19 protein-coding genes and 1 pseudogene are annotated in these 18,343 nt (G+C 71.2%); 15 read left to right on the forward strand and 5 right to left on the reverse strand.

Annotated features, from left to right (window positions below; all coding sequences use genetic code 11):
* Positions 1 to 83 precede the first annotated feature (83 nt).
* Positions 84 to 1,229, forward strand: a complete 1,146-nt coding sequence (locus OG422_RS23935) for a ferrochelatase (RefSeq protein ID WP_143941517.1) — start codon at positions 84 to 86, stop codon at positions 1,227 to 1,229.
* A 75-nt stretch (positions 1,230 to 1,304) separates the two neighbouring features.
* Positions 1,305 to 2,105: an inositol monophosphatase family protein gene (locus tag OG422_RS23940; protein WP_405745394.1), complete on the forward strand. Its 801-nt coding sequence runs from the start codon at positions 1,305 to 1,307 to the stop codon at positions 2,103 to 2,105.
* 68 nt (positions 2,106 to 2,173) lie between these two features.
* On the opposite strand, the gene OG422_RS23945 is transcribed toward OG422_RS23940, so the two are convergent.
* Positions 2,174 to 2,347 (reverse strand): hypothetical protein, encoded by a 174-nt coding sequence (locus OG422_RS23945; protein WP_169750012.1) that lies wholly within the window; start codon positions 2,345 to 2,347, stop codon positions 2,174 to 2,176.
* Between the two features lie 302 nt (positions 2,348 to 2,649).
* Between OG422_RS23945 and OG422_RS23950 the strand changes: the two genes are divergently transcribed.
* The 4 genes from OG422_RS23950 to OG422_RS23965 all read left to right on the forward strand — a co-directional run bounded on the left by OG422_RS23950 (position 2,650) and on the right by OG422_RS23965 (position 6,283).
* Positions 2,650 to 3,303: a response regulator transcription factor gene (locus OG422_RS23950; protein ID WP_143941515.1), complete on the forward strand. Its 654-nt coding sequence runs from the start codon at positions 2,650 to 2,652 to the stop codon at positions 3,301 to 3,303.
* Between the two features lie 4 nt (positions 3,304 to 3,307).
* The gene (locus tag OG422_RS23955; RefSeq protein WP_405745397.1) at positions 3,308 to 4,567 is read left to right on the forward strand and encodes a sensor histidine kinase; all 1,260 of its coding nucleotides are present in this window, start codon (positions 3,308 to 3,310) and stop codon (positions 4,565 to 4,567) included.
* A gap of 556 nt (positions 4,568 to 5,123) precedes the next feature.
* Positions 5,124 to 5,426 carry a DUF4193 domain-containing protein gene (locus tag OG422_RS23960; protein WP_016575747.1) on the forward strand — a complete coding sequence of 101 codons (303 nt, stop codon included), beginning with the start codon at positions 5,124 to 5,126 and terminating at the stop codon, positions 5,424 to 5,426.
* Between the two features lie 14 nt (positions 5,427 to 5,440).
* Positions 5,441 to 6,283: a hypothetical protein gene (locus tag OG422_RS23965; protein ID WP_405745399.1), complete on the forward strand. Its 843-nt coding sequence runs from the start codon at positions 5,441 to 5,443 to the stop codon at positions 6,281 to 6,283.
* 15 nt (positions 6,284 to 6,298) lie between these two features.
* Here the strand turns inward: OG422_RS23965 and OG422_RS23970 are convergent, their stop codons facing one another.
* Complete coding sequence (locus tag OG422_RS23970; RefSeq protein ID WP_143941512.1) at positions 6,299 to 6,742, reverse strand: DUF3093 domain-containing protein; 444 nt, start codon at positions 6,740 to 6,742, stop codon at positions 6,299 to 6,301.
* A gap of 58 nt (positions 6,743 to 6,800) precedes the next feature.
* Here OG422_RS23970 and OG422_RS23975 point away from each other — a divergent pair, with 58 nt between their 5' ends.
* Genes OG422_RS23975 through OG422_RS23985 form a run of 3 tightly spaced genes read left to right on the forward strand, consistent with a single transcriptional unit; the run spans position 6,801 to position 8,678 of the window.
* On the forward strand, positions 6,801 to 7,394 hold the full coding sequence (locus OG422_RS23975) for a PaaI family thioesterase (protein WP_143941511.1): 594 nt from the start codon (positions 6,801 to 6,803) through the stop codon (positions 7,392 to 7,394).
* Positions 7,391 to 7,912, forward strand: coding sequence for a dUTP diphosphatase (gene dut, locus OG422_RS23980; RefSeq protein WP_143941510.1), 522 nt, complete (start codon positions 7,391 to 7,393; stop codon positions 7,910 to 7,912). The genes OG422_RS23975 and dut overlap by 4 nt, the downstream gene beginning before the upstream one ends.
* Position 7,913: 1 nt before the next feature.
* Positions 7,914 to 8,678 carry a DUF3710 domain-containing protein gene (locus OG422_RS23985; RefSeq protein WP_143941509.1) on the forward strand — a complete coding sequence of 255 codons (765 nt, stop codon included), beginning with the start codon at positions 7,914 to 7,916 and terminating at the stop codon, positions 8,676 to 8,678.
* Positions 8,679 to 8,954: 276 nt separating this feature from the next.
* Here OG422_RS23985 and OG422_RS23990 read toward each other — a convergent pair.
* Positions 8,955 to 9,323, reverse strand: a pseudogene (locus tag OG422_RS23990) (MerR family transcriptional regulator); the annotation flags it as partial.
* A 434-nt stretch (positions 9,324 to 9,757) separates the two neighbouring features.
* Here OG422_RS23990 and OG422_RS23995 point away from each other — a divergent pair.
* The 6 genes from OG422_RS23995 (at position 9,758) to OG422_RS24020 (ending at position 16,912) form a co-directional block, all read left to right on the forward strand.
* The gene (locus OG422_RS23995; RefSeq protein ID WP_405745403.1) at positions 9,758 to 10,507 is read left to right on the forward strand and encodes an ABC transporter ATP-binding protein; all 750 of its coding nucleotides are present in this window, start codon (positions 9,758 to 9,760) and stop codon (positions 10,505 to 10,507) included.
* Between the two features lie 31 nt (positions 10,508 to 10,538).
* Positions 10,539 to 11,386 (forward strand): IS5 family transposase gene (locus OG422_RS24000; protein ID WP_405747965.1). Its coding sequence is split into 2 segments (ribosomal slippage): positions 10,539 to 10,986 and positions 10,986 to 11,386, totalling 849 coding nucleotides; the frame shifts between segments, so codons are not numbered across the junction.
* Between the two features lie 661 nt (positions 11,387 to 12,047).
* The gene (locus OG422_RS24005) at positions 12,048 to 14,630 is read left to right on the forward strand and encodes an ATP-binding protein (protein WP_405745405.1); all 2,583 of its coding nucleotides are present in this window, start codon (positions 12,048 to 12,050) and stop codon (positions 14,628 to 14,630) included.
* 148 nt (positions 14,631 to 14,778) lie between these two features.
* On the forward strand, positions 14,779 to 15,462 hold the full coding sequence (locus OG422_RS24010; protein ID WP_143943969.1) for a response regulator: 684 nt from the start codon (positions 14,779 to 14,781) through the stop codon (positions 15,460 to 15,462).
* A gap of 196 nt (positions 15,463 to 15,658) precedes the next feature.
* Positions 15,659 to 16,057, forward strand: a complete 399-nt coding sequence (locus OG422_RS24015; RefSeq protein WP_078654088.1) for an OB-fold nucleic acid binding domain-containing protein — start codon at positions 15,659 to 15,661, stop codon at positions 16,055 to 16,057.
* 3 nt (positions 16,058 to 16,060) lie between these two features.
* Positions 16,061 to 16,912 (forward strand): DUF3159 domain-containing protein, encoded by an 852-nt coding sequence (locus tag OG422_RS24020; protein WP_405745409.1) that lies wholly within the window; start codon positions 16,061 to 16,063, stop codon positions 16,910 to 16,912.
* Positions 16,913 to 16,993: 81 nt separating this feature from the next.
* Here OG422_RS24020 and OG422_RS24025 read toward each other — a convergent pair whose 3' ends face one another.
* Together OG422_RS24025 and OG422_RS24030 are read right to left on the reverse strand one after the other, a co-directional pair.
* The gene (locus OG422_RS24025; protein WP_030285300.1) at positions 16,994 to 17,665 is read right to left on the reverse strand and encodes a TrkA family potassium uptake protein; all 672 of its coding nucleotides are present in this window, start codon (positions 17,663 to 17,665) and stop codon (positions 16,994 to 16,996) included.
* Positions 17,662 to 18,330, reverse strand: coding sequence for a TrkA family potassium uptake protein (locus OG422_RS24030; protein ID WP_143943971.1), 669 nt, complete (start codon positions 18,328 to 18,330; stop codon positions 17,662 to 17,664). The genes OG422_RS24025 and OG422_RS24030 overlap by 4 nt, the downstream gene beginning before the upstream one ends.
* Between the last annotated feature and the right edge of the window lie 13 nt (positions 18,331 to 18,343).

The raw sequence follows: 18,343 nt of genomic DNA on the forward strand, positions 1-18,343 counted from the left end.
GCGCGCGGCACCGTGCTGCGCACACGGGGCTGCCGGGGCCTGCCCCGTCGCGTCGTGGCGAAGGGGGGTGGGAGGATCGAGACATGCCCGAACAGTGCGATCCCCGTCCTTACGACGCCCTGCTGCTGCTCTCCTTCGGCGGCCCCGAGGGCCCCGACGACGTCGTCCCGTTCCTGGAGAACGTCACCCGCGGCCGCGGCATCCCCCGCGAGCGTCTCAAGGAGGTGGGGCAGCACTACTTCCTGTTCGGCGGCGTCAGCCCCATCAACGCCCAGAACCGCAGCCTGCTGGACGCGCTCCGCAAGGACTTCGCCGACCACGGCCTGGACCTCCCCGTCTACTGGGGCAACCGCAACTGGGCGCCCTATCTGACGGACACCCTGCGCGCCATGGTGCGCGACGGTCATCGCCGTATCGCGACCCTCGCCACCAGCGCGTACGCCTCGTACTCGGGCTGCCGCCAGTACCGCGAGAACCTCGCCGACGCGCTGGCCACCCTGAAGGCCGAAGGGCTGGCCGTCCCGCAGGTCGACAAGCTCCGGCACTACTTCAACCACCCCGGGTTCGTCCGCCCGATGGTCGACGGCGTGCTCGCCTCCCTCGCGGCGCTCCCGGAGGACGTCCGCGACGGCGCGCACCTCGCGTTCACCACCCACTCCATCCCCGCCGCCGCCGCCGACACCTCGGGCACCCCGGCCGACCACACCACCGACGGGGCGGGCGGCGCGTACGTCGCCCAGCACCTGGACGTGGCCCGGGTGATCGCCGACGCGGTGCGCGAGGAGACCGGCGTCGATCACCCCTGGCGCCTCGTCTACCAGTCACGCAGCGGCGCCCCCCACATCCCGTGGCTGGAGCCCGACATCTGCGATCACTTGGAGGAACAGCATCGGCAGGGCGTTCCGGCCGTCGTGATGGCCCCCATCGGGTTCGTCTCCGACCACATGGAGGTCAAGTACGACCTCGACACCGAGGCCACCGCCAAGGCCGCGGAGCTGGGTCTGCCCGTCGCCCGGTCGGCGACCGTCGGGGCCGACCCCCGCTTCGCCGCCTCCGTACGTGACCTCCTCCTGGAGCGCGCCGCCACCGAACGCGGCCTGGACCCCCGGCGCTGCGCCCTGGGAGCGCTGGGTGCCTCGCACGACCTGTGCCCCGTCGGCTGCTGCCCGGCCCGCGCGCCTCGTCCGGCGGCCGCCGGCGCCGACTGGACCGCCCCCGTCGCCCCCTAGCGCGGCGGCCCGCCCCACAAGGCGCGCACGCCGCCAGCTGCCTTCCGCCCGCCGCTCGACCGAGCAAGGAGCCCCGTGTCCGACCCGCTGCACGACGAACTTCTCCAGCTGGCCCTTGAGGCCGCCGACCGGGCCGGCCGGCTGCTGCGTGACGGTCGTCCCGCCGACCTCGGTGTGGCCGCCACGAAGACCAGCCCCATCGATGTCGTCACCGAGATGGACATCGCCTCCGAGAAGCTGATCACCGGCTTTCTCGCCGAGCACCGGCCGCACGACGGGTTTCTCGGCGAGGAAGGCGCCAGCATCGTCGGCACCAGCGGGGTGCGCTGGGTCATTGACCCCGTGGACGGGACCGTCAACTACCTCTACGGACTGCCTTCCTGGGCCGTGTCCATCGCCGCGGAGAAGGACGGCGAGACCGTCGTCGGCGTGGTGGCCGCTCCGATGCGCGGTGAGACCTGTCACGCGGTTCTGGGGGGTGGCGCATTCAACAACGGGGAGCGCGTGAGCCACCGGCCCGCGCCCCCGCTCTCCCAGGCCCTGATCGGTACGGGCTTCGGCTATCTCGCCGAGCGTCGTGCCGCGCAGGCCGAGGTGGTGCGCACGCTGGTGCCGCGGGTCCGCGACATCCGGCGTGGGGGATCGGCCGCCATCGACCTGTGTGATGTGGCGTGCGGCCGCCTCGACGGCTATTACGAGCGCGGCCTGAACCCCTGGGACCTGGCGGCCGGGGTGCTCATCGCCCGCGAGGCCGGGGCGCTCACCGGCGGCCGCCCCGGCGAGCCCGCTTCCCACGAGCTGACCGTCGCCGCGTCGCCCGAGGTGTTCGGCGTGCTGCAGCCGCTGCTGGAGGATCTGGGCGCCTGGCACGACTGACGGCGTCACGCCACGACTGCGCCCCGGCACCTGTGCGGTGACCGGGGCGCGGCGGCGTGCGGTGGACGTCAGGCGCGGACCGCGCCGACCTCCACTCCGTACTCGCTGGCCAGGCGCTGCAGGTCCTCAAGCTCTGCCTGCTCGACGTCGACGAGGTAGTCGTCGCCCGACGCACGAGCCCGGTCCAGAACGGCTTCGGTGTTCCGTATGCGCTGCAGAATGCCTGCGGTGAACGCGTCCATGGTGCGCCCCCTCGTCGTGGGTCCGGGTTGGCACTGGTGTGCCGACGGGTGGGTCGATCACGGCGTGATCCCTGCGGAGGGTCGTCAAGAGACGCCTGCCGGGGCGTGATCGCGGGTGTGCAGTCGTCCTCCCCCCGCGCCACCTCAGGGAAACCTCAACCCGTCCGCGAATCCGGCGAATCGGGGCCTGCGCGCTCCCCGAGCCCCCCTTACCGCCGGTTTATGGCTCTTCGGGGCAGGATGGAAGGGCTCTGAGACATTGATGTGCCCTGCCTGCGGGGCTTTGCGGAAGGATTTGCGACGTGCGTGTTCTCGTCGTCGAGGACGAGCAACTGCTCGCCGATGCGGTGGCCACCGGACTGCGCCGGGAGGCCATGGCCGTCGACGTGGTCTACGACGGCGCAGCAGCCCTGGAGAGGATCGAGCTGAACGACTACGACGTCGTGGTCCTCGACCGTGACCTGCCGCTCGTGCACGGCGACGACGTCTGCCGCCGCATCGTGGAGCTGGGCATCGCCACCCGTGTCCTGATGCTCACCGCCTCCGGGGACGTCAGCGACCGGGTGGAGGGCTTGGAGATCGGCGCCGACGACTACCTTCCCAAGCCGTTCGCCTTCACCGAGCTGACCGCCCGGGTGCGCGCCCTGGGGCGCCGTACGACCGTCGCCCTGCCGCCCGTTCTGGAGCGCGCCGGTATCAAACTCGACCCCAATCGCCGCGAGGTCTTCCGGGACGGCCGGGAGGTGCAGCTCGCGCCTAAGGAGTTCGCGGTCCTGGAGGTGCTGATGCGCAGCGAGGGAACGGTGGTCTCGGCCGAGCAGCTGCTGGAGAAGGCGTGGGACGAGAACACCGACCCGTTCACCAACGTCGTCCGCGTCACGGTCATGACGCTGCGCCGCAAGCTGGGTGAGCCCGCCGTGATCGTCACCGTCCCCGGTTCGGGATACCGGATCTGAACACATGCCTTCCTTCTCCAAGGCGACCCCCACGCCACCCCCCACCCCGCCCAAGCCGACCTGGGATCCGAAGCCGGTCAACGTCCGGCCCTTCCCCTGGCTGCGCCCGACCATCCGGATACGGCTCACGCTGCTGTACGGCGGTATGTTCCTGATGGCCGGAATCGTGCTGCTGACGATCATCTACATCCTCGCGGCCGATGCCCTGGGCGCCGGGAACCAGCTGCCGTTCAAGATCATCGACGCGCAGAGTCTGCGGATCTCCAGCAGCACCTGCAGCGGCCTGTCGTCGGTCGCCGACGTCGATCAGCTCAACCGCGCGGTCGGCGAGTGCATCCAGCACCAGCGTGCCTTCGCCCTCAACACCCTCCTCAACCGCTCGCTGCTGGCGCTGCTCGGCCTGACGGTCGTCGCGTTCGCCTTCGGGTACGCCATGGCGGGGCGGGTCCTGTCGCCCCTGGGGCGGATCACCCGCACCGCGCAGCGGGTGGCCGGCTCCGATCTGCACCGCCGGATCGAGCTGGGCGGGCCCGACGACGAGCTGAAGGAGCTGGCGGACACCTTCGACGAGATGCTTGACCGCCTTGACCGGGCCTTCGAGTCACAAAGGCGCTTTGTCGCCAATGCCTCGCACGAGCTGCGCACCCCTCTGGCGATCAACCGCACCCTTCTGGAGGTGCAGCTCGCCGACCCGGACGCGTCACCGGAGCTGACCCAGCTGGGCAAGACGCTGCTGGCCACCAACGAACGCAGTGAGCAGCTCGTCGAGGGACTGCTGCTGCTCGCCCGCAGCGAGAACAAGATTGTCGACAAAAAGCCGGTCGACCTGGCCGAGGTCGCCTCCCAGGCTGTCGACCAGGCCCGCGGCGAGGCGCAGGAGAAGGGCATCGAGTTCCGCGGGGCGCGCCGTCAGGTGTTCGTCCAGGGCAACGGCGTCCTTCTGGAGCGGATCGCGCTCAACCTCGTCCAGAACGCCGTGCGCTACAACGTCCCCGAGGGTGGCTGGGTGGAGGTCACCACTGAGCCGCAACCGGGCTGCGCGGTGCTGGTCGTCTCCAATACGGGCCCGGTGGTCCCCGCCTACGAGGTGGAGAACCTCTTCGAGCCGTTCCGGCGGCTGCGCACCGAGCGGACCGGCAGCGACAAGGGCGTCGGCCTGGGGCTGTCCATCGTGCGTTCGGTGGCTCGCGCCCACGACGGCACCATCACGGCGGAGCCGCGCGAAGGCGGTGGCCTCACGATGCGCGTGGTGCTCCCGCTCTGAGTCGGCCGTCGCCCCGAGCGGCCGGCGGGGCGGCGTGGGCGCGCTGTGCGGCCCGCTGGGGCGCGGACAGAGGCTTTCGTACGTCAACGGACGTATGCGTGTGCGAACGCCCGCTGGGCGGCCGTACAGCGCCATGGGGACGATGCGCGGTTTGACGGAACGGGGGCCGGGCGGTCATCCTTCGCCGAGTTCGCTTTGCGCGGAATTCGGACGGCCTGCCCGCCGCCCTTTCCATGTGTGATCGCTCACAGCGGTTGCATTCCGCCCCTCCACCCTCCGTGATCGAAACACCCGGCGAAAAGCCGGGAAAATCCGGGTTTCTCGGAGCCCTGATCACGGGAAGTACACGGGTTGGCATCCGCGCGATGCGGCATTCGGACCGTGTACGGTCCAGTTCGCCATCCAAACCGATCACCCCTTCCGGGTGCGGTTGGGTGTCGATTGAGTAACAGACCTTGATGTGAGGCAAAATCTCCGCCTCAGGTCGGGCACAAGTCCGGCCTCTCACGCGTTACGAGCGCTGAGACACCGCAGACACCCAGAGGGGGAGAGCGACATGGCTACGGATTACGACACCCCACGCAAGACCGATGACGACCTCAACGAGGACAGCATCGAGGAACTGAAGTCGCGGCGGAACGACAAGTCCGCCTCGGCGGTCGACGTCGACGAGTTTGAGCAGGCCGAGGGCCTGGAACTCCCCGGCGCCGACCTGTCCAACGAGGAGCTCGCCGTACGGGTCCTGCCCAAGCAGCAGGACGAGTTCACGTGCATGAGCTGCTTCCTGGTCCACCACCGCAGCCAGCTCGCGGCGGAGGACAAGAACGGCAACCCGATCTGTCGCGACTGCGCGGCCTGAGACCGGTCGGCGCCGTGGCAGGCGTGAACCCGTTCCGTAAGGGCCTCAAGGGCGGGAAAGGCCCGGCGGCCGGCGCACGATCACGCGGAGAACACGCGCCCGTGCCCGCCGACCCCACCGCCCTCCCCACGGAGCGGACGGCCGGCTCACCGCAGGAGCGAGGCCGTGTGGCCTCGCTCGCCGCCACGATCGGCAAAGGCGCCGTACGCGGCGGCGGCAGCGTGCGGGCCCAGCTCGTCGCACTCGCCGACCGGCTCATCGCCATCGCCCCGCGGATCCCCGTCCGCGACCTCGCGGCCCTGCGCACCCAGTTCCCCGGCCTGACCCCCGAGGAGCTCGCCGACAAGCTCGTCGCGGGTGCCACCAGGGCCACCGCGGCCGTCGGCGCCGGTGTCGGGGCGGCAGCCATGCTGCCCGTACCACCGGCGATGCCGACCGAGCTGGCCGCCGAAGTCGTCGGCGTGGCCTCGATCGAGATCAAGCTCATCGCCGAACTCCACGAGGTCTACGGCCTGCGCCCCCAGGGCACCACCGGGCAGCGCGGCTTCGCCTACCTGACCTCCTGGACCGAGGAACGCGGCATCGACGTCGTCCGGCCCGCCACGCTCAACCTCGCGCTCGGCGGCCAGATGAAACGCGAGCTGCGCCAGCAGATCATGAAGCGCACCCTGCGCAATCTGCCCAACCTCACCCCGTTCATGGTCGGCGCCGCGGTCGGCGCGTTCCTCAACCGCCGCGAGACGGGCAAGCTCGCCGACACCCTCCGCAAGGACCTGCGCACCCGCCAGGTCCCCTGGGGCGCCCTCCCCGACGTCGCGGCCCCCGGCCCACTGCCCGGGCCGCAGGAAACCGCGTAACCTCCCGGCCGCCGGTCAGGCGCGTGCAGCCGCCAGCGCCGCCACCAGGCGCTCCGGATCCCGCGTCGACAGATATGCGTACGGCGTCGGATCCGACGGATCGACGATCTCCACCCGCACCGCGGTCCGGATGTAACTGCGCAGCATCATGAACGCCCGCGCATCGGCCTTGTACGTCCGCCAGGCCACCGTTTCCTCGGCGTCCAGCACCTGCGCGTCACCCAGCGCCGCCACCGGGATCTTCGCGTCCCCCGCGATCAGCGCGTCACCGACCACCCGGATCCGCGCCGACCCGTATGCGCTCACCACCACGGCCGACAGCGCGCACCCGCCGATCAGCCCGCCGAGCATCGGCAGCGTCCCCACGGGGAGCAGCATCAAGGCACAGGCCACACCGACCAGCACGGCGACAAGCCACCAGGAACGGGGCGCCGTGAGACGTTCTTCGTACGACTGCATGGCACAAGCTTGGCACGGCGGCGCGGGCCCTCGGCGCGCGCGGGTAGGGTCTGCACTCGTGAGTGGAACTGACGAACCCAGGACGCGGCTGACGCCCCCCGAAGGCGCCGTCGCCCCGGTCCGGCACCCCGACGCCCCGGCCCCCGGCGAACTCCTCGGCGCCCATTACGACCGCTGCTTCGGCTGCGGCGAAGGCCAGCAGCACGGCCTCCACCTGGAGGCCCGCGCCGGTGACGGCGTGAGCGTACGCGCCGAGTTCACCGTCAAGGAGGCCCACCAGGGTGCTCCCGGCCTGGCCCATGGCGGCGTGCTGGCCACCGCGCTCGACGAGACCCTGGGCTCGCTGAACTGGCTGCTGCGTGTGATCGCGGTCACCGGCCGACTGGAGAGCGACTTCCTGCGCCCCGTCCCTCTGGGCACCGTCCTGCATCTCGACGCACATGTCACCGCCGTTCACGGTCGCAAGATCTACTCCACCGCCGTCGGCCGCATAGGCGCCCCCGACGGCCCCGTCGCCGTACGCGCCGACGCCGTTTTCATCGAGGTCAAGGTCGACCACTTCATCGACAACGGCCGCAGCGAGGAGATCCGGGCCGCCATGGAGGACCCGGACCAGACCAGGCGCGCCCGCGCCTTCGAGGTGAACCCGTGAGCGAACGACGCAACCCGGTCGACGTGCTGCTGCGCCGCCTCGACCCCGAGGTGCCCGTCCCCTCGTACGGGCACCCCGGCGACGCGGGCCTCGACCTGGTGACCACCGAGGCCGCCGACCTCGCCCCGGGGGAGCGCGCCGTGCTGCCCACCGGCATCTCCCTCGCCCTGCCCGACGGGTACGCCGCCTTTGTGCACCCCCGGTCCGGCCTGGCCGCCCGGTGCGGACTGGCGCTGGTGAATGCCCCTGGGACGGTCGATGCCGGGTACCGTGGAGAGATCAAGGTGATCGTGGTCAATCTGGATCCGCGCGAGAGCGTGCGGTTCGAGAGGTTCGACCGGATCGCCCAATTGGTCGTCCAGCAGGTCGAGAAGGTGCGCTTCCACGAGGTGGCGGAACTTCCCGGCTCGGCGCGGGCCGAGGGGGGATTCGGGTCCACCGGCGGTCACGCGGCGGTGGGCGGCTCCACGGGCGGGAATGAATACGCATCGGTCGGTGCCGACCGGGAAGGACAGTGACGTGTTCGGACGTCGCAAGAAGAACGAGAGCGCGCACGAGCCGGCGGAGGACACGGAACTCGCCGACGAGGCCGCGGTGAGCGAAACCGACGCGGACGCGAGGGAGGAGAGGGTCGCCCTGCCGCCCGCGCCCCGTCCCGACGGACCCTGGGACGTGTCGGAGGTCAAGAACCCCGGCGAGGGCCGCGTAGACCTGGGAGGACTCTTCGTCCCCGGCGTCGACGGCATGGAGCTGCGGGTGGAGGTCGCGGGTGACGCGATCGTCGCCGCGACCGTCGTCCTCCAGGACAGCGCCGTGCAGGTGCAGGCGTTCGCCGCACCCAGGAACGAAGGCATCTGGGGCGAGGTCCGCGAAGAGATCGCCTCCGGCATCACGCAGCAGGGCGGTGTCATCGACGAGGTCGAGGGCCCCCTCGGCTGGGAACTGCGCGCCCAGGTCCCCGTGCAGCTGCCCGACGGCACCAACGGTGTGCAGGTCGTGCGCTTCGTCGGCGTCGACGGTCCGCGATGGTTCCTGCGCGGTGTCATCTCCGGTCAGGGCGCGGTGCAGCCGGAGGCCGCCAGCGTGCTGGAGCACATCTTCCGGGACACCGTCGTCATCCGCGGTGACGCCCCGATGGCGCCGCGTGACCCGATCGTCCTGAAGCTGCCGGACGACGCCCAGATGGTGCCCGACGGCGTACAGCAGGAGCCGGCCGAAGGCTCCCGCTTCGGCGGCGGGGTGGAGCGCCTGGAGCGCGGGCCGGAGATCACCGAGATCCGCTGACCGCGGGGGGGCGGGGCGGGCGATTCGCCGCCCGTGCCCATCCCCGTCGTGCGGTTGGCTCGGTCGAGCGAGGAGAGATGGATGCCCGTGGACGTACCCGAGAGGGTGCGGCCACGGGCATCCGTGTGTTCGGGGTGAGTGTGGCTTGCGGGGTGGGGTGAGTTTCGGGGCGGTGCGTTGACGTGGTGGGGGCGCGGTGCGGCAAGCAGGACGGAGTGGGGCGAAACTGTCGGGCGTGGCGTTGAGTTCGGTGACACGTACCGGCGGAGTGCGCTAGACGACTACGTCGTCGGTGCTCATGTGTCCTTCGCTTGCGATCGACCGGAGCCTCGTCTCGACGCGCACCAGCCGTGCCGCCGCCGCCGCCATGGCTGCCTCCGGCTCTGCCTGCCGTAGCCGCAGCATTCCGCGCAACTGCTCGGGGTCCACTGCCTCGTCGAGGATTTCCTGGGCCTGTTGGAGGGGGAACCCGAGGGTTTTCAGGGCGAGGACGCGGTTGAGGCGGATGAGTGGGGCCGCCTCGTAGAAGCGGCAGCCGTTGACGGGGTCGACATGTGCGGGTCGCAGCAGTCCGAGTGCGTCGTCATGGCGCAGCACGCGGACGGACACGCGGCCGTGCCGGGCGAAGTCTCCGATGGTGAACACGACGTCCCTCAGTACATGGCCTCACACGGTGTCAAGGGCAAGGCTAAGACGGGGAGGGCGCGTGGGGCCTGCCCTTCTCGGTGCGGGCGGGTGGGGTTGCTCGGGTGCCTGATTCCGGCTGATGCGTGAGTTGTCCACAGGCGTTGCCCGGTCGGCCGGGCCCTACGCATACTGACGCCATCGGTGGGTGCCGCCGCGTGATGTGAGCCGCTGTCGGCCTGTGGTGCGGTACCGGGCGGACGCCGGGGCCTGGTGGGAAAGGCCCGGATTGGTGCACGGGCTGATGGCGTACGCGCGGGAAGTGCGCGGCGGGGAACGGGGGAGTGGGCACGGTGGTCGGGAGCGGTGGCAGAGCGCGGGACGGCGAAGGCGGCGGAGGGAAGTTCCGCAAGGGCTTTGCGTGGCGTAGCGGCACGAGGTCGAGGAGTGCGGCGATGGCGGTCGGTAGAGCGGGGGTCGCGTTCGAGGTGTCGCATCGGCCCATGGTCGTGGTGCGGGATCTGCACCGGAGTTACGGCCGGGGCGCGGGGGCGGTGCATGCGCTGCGCGGGGTGTCCTGCGAAGTGCCGCGGGGTGAACTCGTCGCCCTGCGTGGCCGATCCGGTTCGGGGAAGACCACGCTCCTCAACCTGATCGGCGGGCTCGACACCCCTGACTCGGGGCAGGTCACCGTGGACGGGACGGCCCTGGCCGACCTCGACGAAAACGGGCTGCTGGAGATGCGGCGTGACCGAATCGGCTTCGTCTTCCAGACGTTCGGGCTGATACCGATCCTCAGCGCCGCGGAGAACGTCGGAGTTCCGCTGCGCCTGCGCCGCATGCCGTCGCGGGAGCGCGACGAGCGGGTGGCGTTGCTGTTGTCCCTCGTCGGGCTCGCCGACCACATGAAGCAGCGTCCTGGTGAGCTCTCCGGCGGACAACAGCAGCGCGTCGCCATCGCCCGGGCGCTCGCCAACCAGCCGTCTCTCCTCATCGCGGACGAACCCACCGGACAGTTGGACGCCGAGACCGGGAGAGAGGTGATGGAGCTGCTGCGCGCCGTAGTACGCAGTGAGGGTGTCACGGCGCTGGTCGCGACCCATGACCCGCACCTCGTTGGTCTGGCGGATCGCGTGCTTGAGCTGAGCGACGGGGTGATCCAGGAGGGCGGAACCTCCCCCGCGCTCAACAGCCCCGGCCCCTAGGCAGTTTCGTTTGGATCAGTGGGTCGTTGGCCTGGGTGTGCCGTTGACTGATGCGCAGTGGGTGCGGATTGAGCCCTTACTCCCGGACCGGACGCCGAAGCGGGGTGGCCGCTGGCGGGACCATCGTGAGGTGATCGACGCGATCGCCCACAAGTTCCAGACCGGTACCCAGTGGGTCCATCTGCCGGAGAAGTACGGCAACTGGCGAGGGGTCTACAACCGGCTGCGGATGTGGGCCGTCGACGGGACCTGGGAGCGGGTATTCACCGCGCTGATGGCCCAGGCCGACGCGGAGGAAGACCTCAACTGGGCAGTCTCGGTGGACTCCACGATCGTGCGGGCTCACCAGCACGCGGCCGGGGCCCGCAAAGGGGCCCCGGCCGGCGAACCGGATGACCATGCCATCGGCCGGTCCCGGGGCGGACTGACCACAAAGATCCACCTTGCTGCCGACGACCGCTGCCGGCCTCTGGCGTTCGTCTGACCGCAGGCCAGGCCGGCGACGCACCTGCCTTCACCGATGTCATGGCCCGTCTGCGGGTTCCCCGCCGCCGAGGACGGCCACGCACCAGACCGGACGTGGTCCTGGCGGACAAGGCGTACTCTTCCCGCGCGATCCGCGAGTACCTGCGCAAGCGCGGCATCCGGGCAGTGATCCCCGTCCCCGCTGACCAGCACGGACACCGGCTGCGACGGGGCAGCCAGGGCGGCCGGCCACCGACCTTCGACCGGGAGGCATACAGGCAGCGCAACACCGTCGAGCGGTGCACCAACCGCCTGAAGCAGTGGCGAGGCATCGCCACCCGCTACGAGAAGACCGCCACCATCTACCTGGCCGGACTCCACATCGCAGGCATCTTCCTCTGGTCCGCCCGATGATCCAAACGAGACCACCTAGATCACCACGCGTCGCCCTCGTGCCCGTCGCAGGTCAGGGATGCGTCGAGGTCGAGGGGTGCGGATACCGGTAGGACGTAGAGGCTGTCGTCTTCGTCCGGGGCGGGGCTGGCCTCCGGTACGGGTTCATCGCACGGTGCGGATTCGTTCCCCGGTACCGGCTCGTCGCACGGTGCGGAGCCGTCCCTCGGTTTCGGCTCGTCGCCTGGGGGCCTGGCTGGCCCGCGGTTCCGGTTCGCCCCGGGAGAGGGCGGGAGCGCCGAGCCCCGTGTCCGACCGGGCTCCCGGCCCTGCGCCTGACCGGGCTCTTGTCCCGGTGCCAGGCTCCCATCCCGGTGGACCGTTCCGGCTGCTGCTTCGTTCATGCCGTATGCCGTCCTCCCCAATGCCGTCCTCCCCACCCGATTGCTGTGCGGTGTCGTTTCTCCAGGGAGGTAGCTCCGCGGCGCCCTCGGCCCCGTCCTGCCCGTTGGACCGTGTCCGCCCCGGCCCCGTCACCCCGACACGCCCGCCCCAGCCATCAGGGTCCCGTCAAAACCGGTGCTCCGGTCCGTTCTCGGGGGTCGCCGGGTGGTGGGTGATGGGTACTGTCGGGAGCAGGCTCAGCCCGGTGGGGGCGGGCTTGACGTAAGACAATGGGGCCATGGCACGCGGCAAGCTACGGATATACCTCGGTGCGGCGCCGGGCGTCGGCAAGACCTACGCGATGTTGTCCGAGGCGCACCGGCGTGTGGAGCGCGGTACGGATGTCGTCGTCGCGTTCGTCGAGCCGCACGGTCGGCCGCGTACCGAGGTGATGCTGCACGGCCTGGAGCAGGTGGCGCGGCGCGAGATGGAGTACCGCGGCGCCACCTTCACCGAGATGGACGTCGATGCGGTGCTCGCGCGGCGTCCCGCGGTCGCGCTGGTCGACGAGATGGCCCATACCAACGTGCCCGGTTCGCGCAACGAGAAGCGCTGGCAGGACATCGAGGAGCTGCTCGAAGCCGGTATCGAGGTGATCTCGACCGTCAACATCCAGCATCTGGAGTCACTCGGGGATGTCGTCGAGTCGATAACCGGCGTCCGGCAGCAGGAGACCGTTCCGGACGAAGTGGTGCGGCGTGCAGGGCAGCTGGAGCTTGTCGACATGTCGCCACAGGCGCTGCGTCGCCGCATGGCGCACGGCAACATCTATCAGCCGGACAAGGTCGATGCCGCACTGTCGAACTACTTCCGCCCCGGCAACCTGACGGCGCTGCGCGAACTGGCGCTGCTGTGGGTCGCCGACCGGGTGGACGAGTATCTGCAGCAGTACCGCGCAGAGCACTCCATCCGGAGTACGTGGCAGGCGCGGGAGCGGATCGTCGTCGGACTCACCGGCGGCCCCGAGGGCCGTACGCTGATCCGCCGCGCCGCGCGGATGGCGGCCAAGGGGTCGGGCAGCGAGGTGCTCGCCGTCTACATCGCGCGCAGCGATGGGCTGACGTCCGCGTCGCCGAAGGAACTGGCCGTGCAGCGCACGCTGGTGGAGGACCTCGGGGGGACGTTCCACCACGTCATCGGGGACGACATCCCGGCGGCGCTGCTGGAGTTCGCGCGGGGGGTGAACGCCACGCAGATCGTGCTGGGCTCCAGCCGCCGCAAGAGCTGGCAGTACGTGTTCGGGCCGGGGGTGGGGGCGACGGTCGCCCGGGAGTCGGGTCCTGACCTCGATGTCCACATCGTCACGCACGACGAGGTCGCGAAGGGCCGCGGGCTGCCGGTGGCGCGTGGGGCGCGGCTGGGGCGGGCGCGGATCGTGGCCGGGTGGCTGGTCGGGGTGGTGGCGCCGATGCTGCTGTCGCTGCTGCTGTACCGCGTGGACGACGGGCCGGGGCTCGCCAACGACGGACCGGGGCTTGCCAACGACGTGCTGCTGTTCCTCTTCCTGACGGTGCTGGCGGCGCTGCTGGGCGGGCGGCTCCCGGCGCTGGCGTCGGCGGCGGTCGGGTCGCTGCTGCTGAACTTCTACTTCACGCCACCGACGCACACCCTGACGGTCAGCGATCCGCAGAACATCGTCGCCATCGCGATCTTCTTCGCGGTGGCCGTGTCGGTGGCGTCGGTGGTGGATCTGGCGGCGCGGCGCACCCAGCAGGCGGCGCGGCTGCGGGCCGAGTCGGAGATCCTGTCGTTCCTGGCGGGCAGTGTGCTGCGCGGTGAGACCAGCCTGGACGCGCTGTTGGAGCGGGTACGGGAGACGTTCGGGATGGACGCGGTGGCGCTGCTGGAGCGGCACAGCGACGTCGACCCGTGGACGTGCGCGGGGCAGGTCGGCGAACCGGCGAAGGGTGTGCCGCTGCGCCGCCCGGAGGACGCGGATGTCGACATGCCGGTCGGTGACCACATGGCGCTGGCGCTGAGCGGCCGGGTGCTGCCGGCCGAGGACCGACGGGTGCTGGCGGCGTTCGCCGCGCAGGCCGCCGTCGTCCTGGACCGGCAGCGGCTGGTGGGGGAGGCGGCGCAGGCCCGGGAGCTGGCGGAGGGCAACCGCATCCGGACGGCGCTGCTGGCGGCGGTCAGTCACGATCTGCGGACCCCGCTGGCCGGGATCAAGGCGTCGGTGACGTCGCTGCGCTCCGACGACGTGGCCTGGTCGCCGGAGGACGAGGCGGAGCTGCTGGCGGGTATCGAGGCGGGCGCCGACCGGCTGGATCACCTGGTGGGCAACCTGCTGGACATGTCGCGGCTGCAGACCGGCACCGTCACCCCGCTGATCCGGGAGATCGATCTGGACGAGGTGGTGCCGATGGCGCTGGGCGGCGTGCCGGACGGCAGCGTGACGCTGGACATCCCGGAGGCGCTGCCGATCGTCGCGGTCGATCCGGGGCTGTTGGAGCGGGCGGTCGCCAATCTGGTGGAGAACGCCGTGAAGTACAGCCCGCAGGGGTCGCAGGCGCTGGTGGCGGCGAGTGCGCTGGGCGACCGGGTGGAGCTGCGGATCGTCGACCGGGGGCCGGGCGTGCCGGACGAGGCGAAGGACCGGATCTTCGAGCCGTTCCAGCGGTACGGCGACGCGCCGCGTGGTGCGGGCGTGGGGCTGGGGCTGGCCGTGGCGCGGGGCTTCACCGAGGCGATGGGCGGCACACTCGCCGCGGAGGACACCCCGGGCGGCGGGATGACGATGGTGCTCACGCTGCGGGCGGCGGAGGGCCGGCCGCCCTCCGCCGGGCCGCGGTCTTCGACGGCCGGGGCCTTCACATGAGCGGGGCGGGCGAGCGGCCCGCGGGCTTTGGCGGCGCCGCGGGCGCCGTCCCCGTCCCGTACGGTCCGGTCGGCGCGGTCGCCGCCCGGACCCCCTTCCGTTCCCCGGGCCGGGTGCCCGGGGTCCCGACATCGCGAGGAGAACGTCAGTGAACCGGGTGCTCGTGGTCGATGACGAGCCGCAGATCGTGCGGGCCCTCGTGATCAACCTGAAGGCGCGCAAGTACGAGGTCGACGCGGCCCCCGACGGGGCCACGGCCCTCAAGCTGGCCGCGGCCCGCCATCCCGATGTCGTGGTGCTGGACCTGGGCCTGCCGGACATGGACGGCGTCGAGGTGATCAAGGGGCTGCGGGGCTGGACGCGGGTGCCGATTCTGGTGCTGTCCGCCCGGCAGACATCGGACGAGAAGGTCGAGGCGCTGGACGCGGGCGCCGACGACTACGTCACCAAGCCGTTCGGGATGGACGAGCTGCTGGCGCGGCTGCGGGCCGCGGTGCGCCGGGCGGAGCCGACGGGGTCCGCGGAGGCGGAGGTGGTCGTCGAGACGCCGGGCTTCACCGTCGATCTCGCGGCGAAGAAGGTCAACCGCGGGGGCCGGGACATCCGGCTGACGCCCACGGAGTGGCATCTGCTGGAGGTACTGGTGCGCAACGCGGGCCGGCTGGTGAGCCAGAAGCAGCTGCTGCAGGAGGTCTGGGGGCCGTCGTACGGCAAGGAGACCAACTACCTGCGGGTCTACATGGCGCAGCTGCGTCGCAAGCTGGAGGCGGACCCGTCGCATCCGCGGCACTTCGTCACGGAACCGGGCATGGGGTACCGCTTCGAGCCGTAGCCGTAGCCGTAGCCGTAGCCGTAGCCGTAGCCGTAGCCGTAGCCGTAGCCGTAGCCGTAGCCGTAGCCGTAGCCGCGGGCGGGCGCGCCCCGTGCACGTCGCCCCGTGCCGGGCGGGCGCGGTCCGTACCGCGCGCCCCGGGCCCGGCCGCGCGCATGCTGTGAGCGGTGTCGGTGGGCACCGGTACGCTGGGTTCATGAGTGCTGGGACCCGATCCGAGAAGCCGGCCGGCCGGTTCCGCCGGATGCTCGACAGGCTGTCGTCCTCCGAGGAGGAGCTGCAGTCCGCCGAGCTGCGGGAGGACACACAGGCGACGGGCTGCACCCGGATATCCGACTGCGACGACCGGCAGATCGTCAAGGTCACCGGCACGTTGCGGCATGTGACGCTGCGGCCGCGCGCCGGGGTGCCCGCGCTGGAGGCGGAGCTGTTCGACGGCTCGGCCGCCCTCGACGTGGTGTGGCTGGGCCGCCGCTCCATCGTCGGCATAGAGCCGGGCCGCAAGCTCATCGCCTCGGGCCGTGTCTCGATGAGCCACGGACGCCGGGTGCTCTTCAATCCGAAGTACGAACTCCGACCGCTCGGACAGGAGTAGCCGGTGACGTCGACCGACCGACCGACCACTGACGCATCCCCCCACCACCCGCCCGCCGCGGAGCACGCCGCCGAGCCGCCCGACGGCCGGGCGCCGGGCGCGCCGCAGGGCCCCGCCGGAGGGCCGGGCCCGGAGGGGGACAGCAGGGCCGTCACCGAGGCGGCGCTGTTCGAGGCGTTCGGCGGGGTGCGGGGCATGGTGGAGACCGTGCTGCCGGGCCTGCTGTTCGTCGCGATCTTCACGGTCAACAAGGACCTGAAGTCCTCGGCGATCGCGGCGCTGGCGGTGTCGCTGGTGCTGGCCGTGGTGCGGCTGGTGCGCAAGGACACCCTCAAGCACGCCTTCGGCGGCGTCTTCGGCGTCGCGTTCGGTGTCGTCTTCGCGATGATGACCGGCAACGCCAAGGACTTCTATCTGCCGGGCATGATCTACACCCTCGGCTTGGCGCTGGCGTACATGATCACGACGGTGGCGGGGGTGCCGCTGATCGGGCTGATCCTGGGACCGGTGTTCAAGGAGAACCTCTCCTGGCGCACCCGCAACCCCGGCCGTAAGGCCGCGTACGCCAAGGCCAGCTGGGCGTGGGGGCTGATCCTCTTCGCCAAGTGCGCGATCCTCTTCCCGCTGTACTGGTGGGCGGACACGACGCAGCTGGGCTGGGTGCTGATCGCGCTGAAGATTCCGCCGTTCCTGCTGGCGGTCTATCTGACCTGGGTTTTCCTGGTGAAGGCGCCGCCGCCCATCGATGTGTTCGCGGAGATGGAGGCGGCCGAGGAAGCCGAGAAGGCGGCGAAGGCCGAGCGCGCGGCCACGGGGCGGCAGGTCCCGTCGGACGGTCCGCGCCACCGCCGCTGACCCGACCGGCGCGCCGCCCGGAACGCCCGAAGGGCCCGGGAACCACCACGGTTCCCGGGCCCTTCGCCGTATGCGCGTCGGCTACGCGTCCTTGCGGCGGACCGACAGCAGGTCCTCCAGCTGCTCCTCGCGCGACTGCGCCGCAACGAACAGCAGCTCGTCGCCCGCCTCCAGCGCGTCCTCCTTGTTGGGCGTCAGGACGCGGGTGCCGCGGATGATGGTGACCAGCGAGGTGTCCTCCGGCCAGTCGACGTCCCCGACCCGGGTGCCGGCCAGCGCCGCCTCCGGGGGCAGCGTCAGCTCGACGAGGTTGGCGTCGCCGTGGCTGAAGCGCAGCAGCCGTACGAGGTCGCCGACGCTCACCGCCTCCTCGACGAGGGCGGACATCAGGCGCGGCGTGGAGACGGCGACGTCCACGCCCCACGCCTCGTTGAACAGCCACTCGTTCTTCGGGTTGTTGACCCGGGCGACCACCCGCGGCACGCCGTACTCGGTCTTGGCGAGCAGCGACACGACGAGGTTGACCTTGTCGTCGCCGGTCGCCGCGATGACGACGTTGCAGCGCTGCAGCGCCGCCTCGTCGAGCGAGGTGATCTCGCAGGCGTCGGCCAGCAGCCATTCGGCGAGCGGCACCCGCTCGACGGAGATGGCGGTGGGCGCCTTGTCGATGAGCAGGATCTCGTGACCGTTCTCCAGCAGCTCACCCGCGATGGAACGGCCCACCGCGCCGGCTCCGGCAATCGCGACCCTCATGCGTGGGCCTCCTCGGGACCTTCGGCGAATGCCGCCTCGACGGTTTCGACGTCGTTGGTGCGCATCATGACGTGCACCAGATCGCCTTCCTGCAGCACGGTCTGGGAGGTCGGCAGCATCGCCTCGCCCAGCCGGGTGAGGAAGGCGACGCGGACGCCGGTCTCCTCCTGGAGCTTGCTGATCTTGTGGCCGACCCAGGACGGGGAGGTGTGCACCTCGGCGAGCTGCACGCCGCCGCTCGGATCGCGCCACAGCGGTTCGGCGCCCGACGGCAGCAGCCGCCGCAGCATCTGGTCGGCGGTCCAGCGGACCGTGGCGACGGTGGGGATGCCCAGGCGCTGGTAGACCTCGGCGCGGCGCGGGTCGTAGATCCGGGCCGCGACGTTCTCGACGCCGAACATCTCGCGGGCCACCCGGGCGGCGATGATGTTGGAGTTGTCGCCGCTGGAGACCGCGGCGAACGCGCCCGCCTCCTCGATCCCGGCCTCGCGCAGCGTGTCCTGGTCGAAGCCGACGCCGGTCACCCGGCGGCCGCCGAACGACGAGCCGAGGCGGCGGAACGCGGTCGGGTCCTGGTCGACGACGGCGATGGTGTGGCCCTGGCTCTCCAGGGTCTGGGCGAGCGCGGAACCGACCCGCCCGCACCCCATGATGACGATGTGCACGTCCACCTACCCC

Origin of the sequence: Streptomyces sp. NBC_01525 (assembly GCF_045040405.1) — a bacterium.
Classification (GTDB): domain Bacteria; phylum Actinomycetota; class Actinomycetes; order Streptomycetales; family Streptomycetaceae; genus Streptomyces; species Streptomyces benahoarensis.

Coding starts and splice junctions, on each gene's coding strand:
- OG422_RS23995 (WP_405745403.1), top strand. CDS start 9,758: ATGGCGGTCGGTAGAGCGGGGGTCGCGTTCGAGGTGTCGCATCGGCCC.
- OG422_RS23935 (WP_143941517.1), top strand. CDS start 84: ATGCCCGAACAGTGCGATCCCCGTCCTTACGACGCCCTGCTGCTGCTC.
- OG422_RS23970 (WP_143941512.1), bottom strand. CDS start 6,742: ATGCAGTCGTACGAAGAACGTCTCACGGCGCCCCGTTCCTGGTGGCTT.
- OG422_RS24015 (WP_078654088.1), top strand. CDS start 15,659: ATGAGTGCTGGGACCCGATCCGAGAAGCCGGCCGGCCGGTTCCGCCGG.
- OG422_RS24025 (WP_030285300.1), bottom strand. CDS start 17,665: ATGAGGGTCGCGATTGCCGGAGCCGGCGCGGTGGGCCGTTCCATCGCG.
- OG422_RS23960 (WP_016575747.1), top strand. CDS start 5,124: ATGGCTACGGATTACGACACCCCACGCAAGACCGATGACGACCTCAAC.
- OG422_RS23945 (WP_169750012.1), bottom strand. CDS start 2,347: ATGGACGCGTTCACCGCAGGCATTCTGCAGCGCATACGGAACACCGAA.
- OG422_RS23955 (WP_405745397.1), top strand. CDS start 3,308: ATGCCTTCCTTCTCCAAGGCGACCCCCACGCCACCCCCCACCCCGCCC.
- OG422_RS24005 (WP_405745405.1), top strand. CDS start 12,048: ATGGCACGCGGCAAGCTACGGATATACCTCGGTGCGGCGCCGGGCGTC.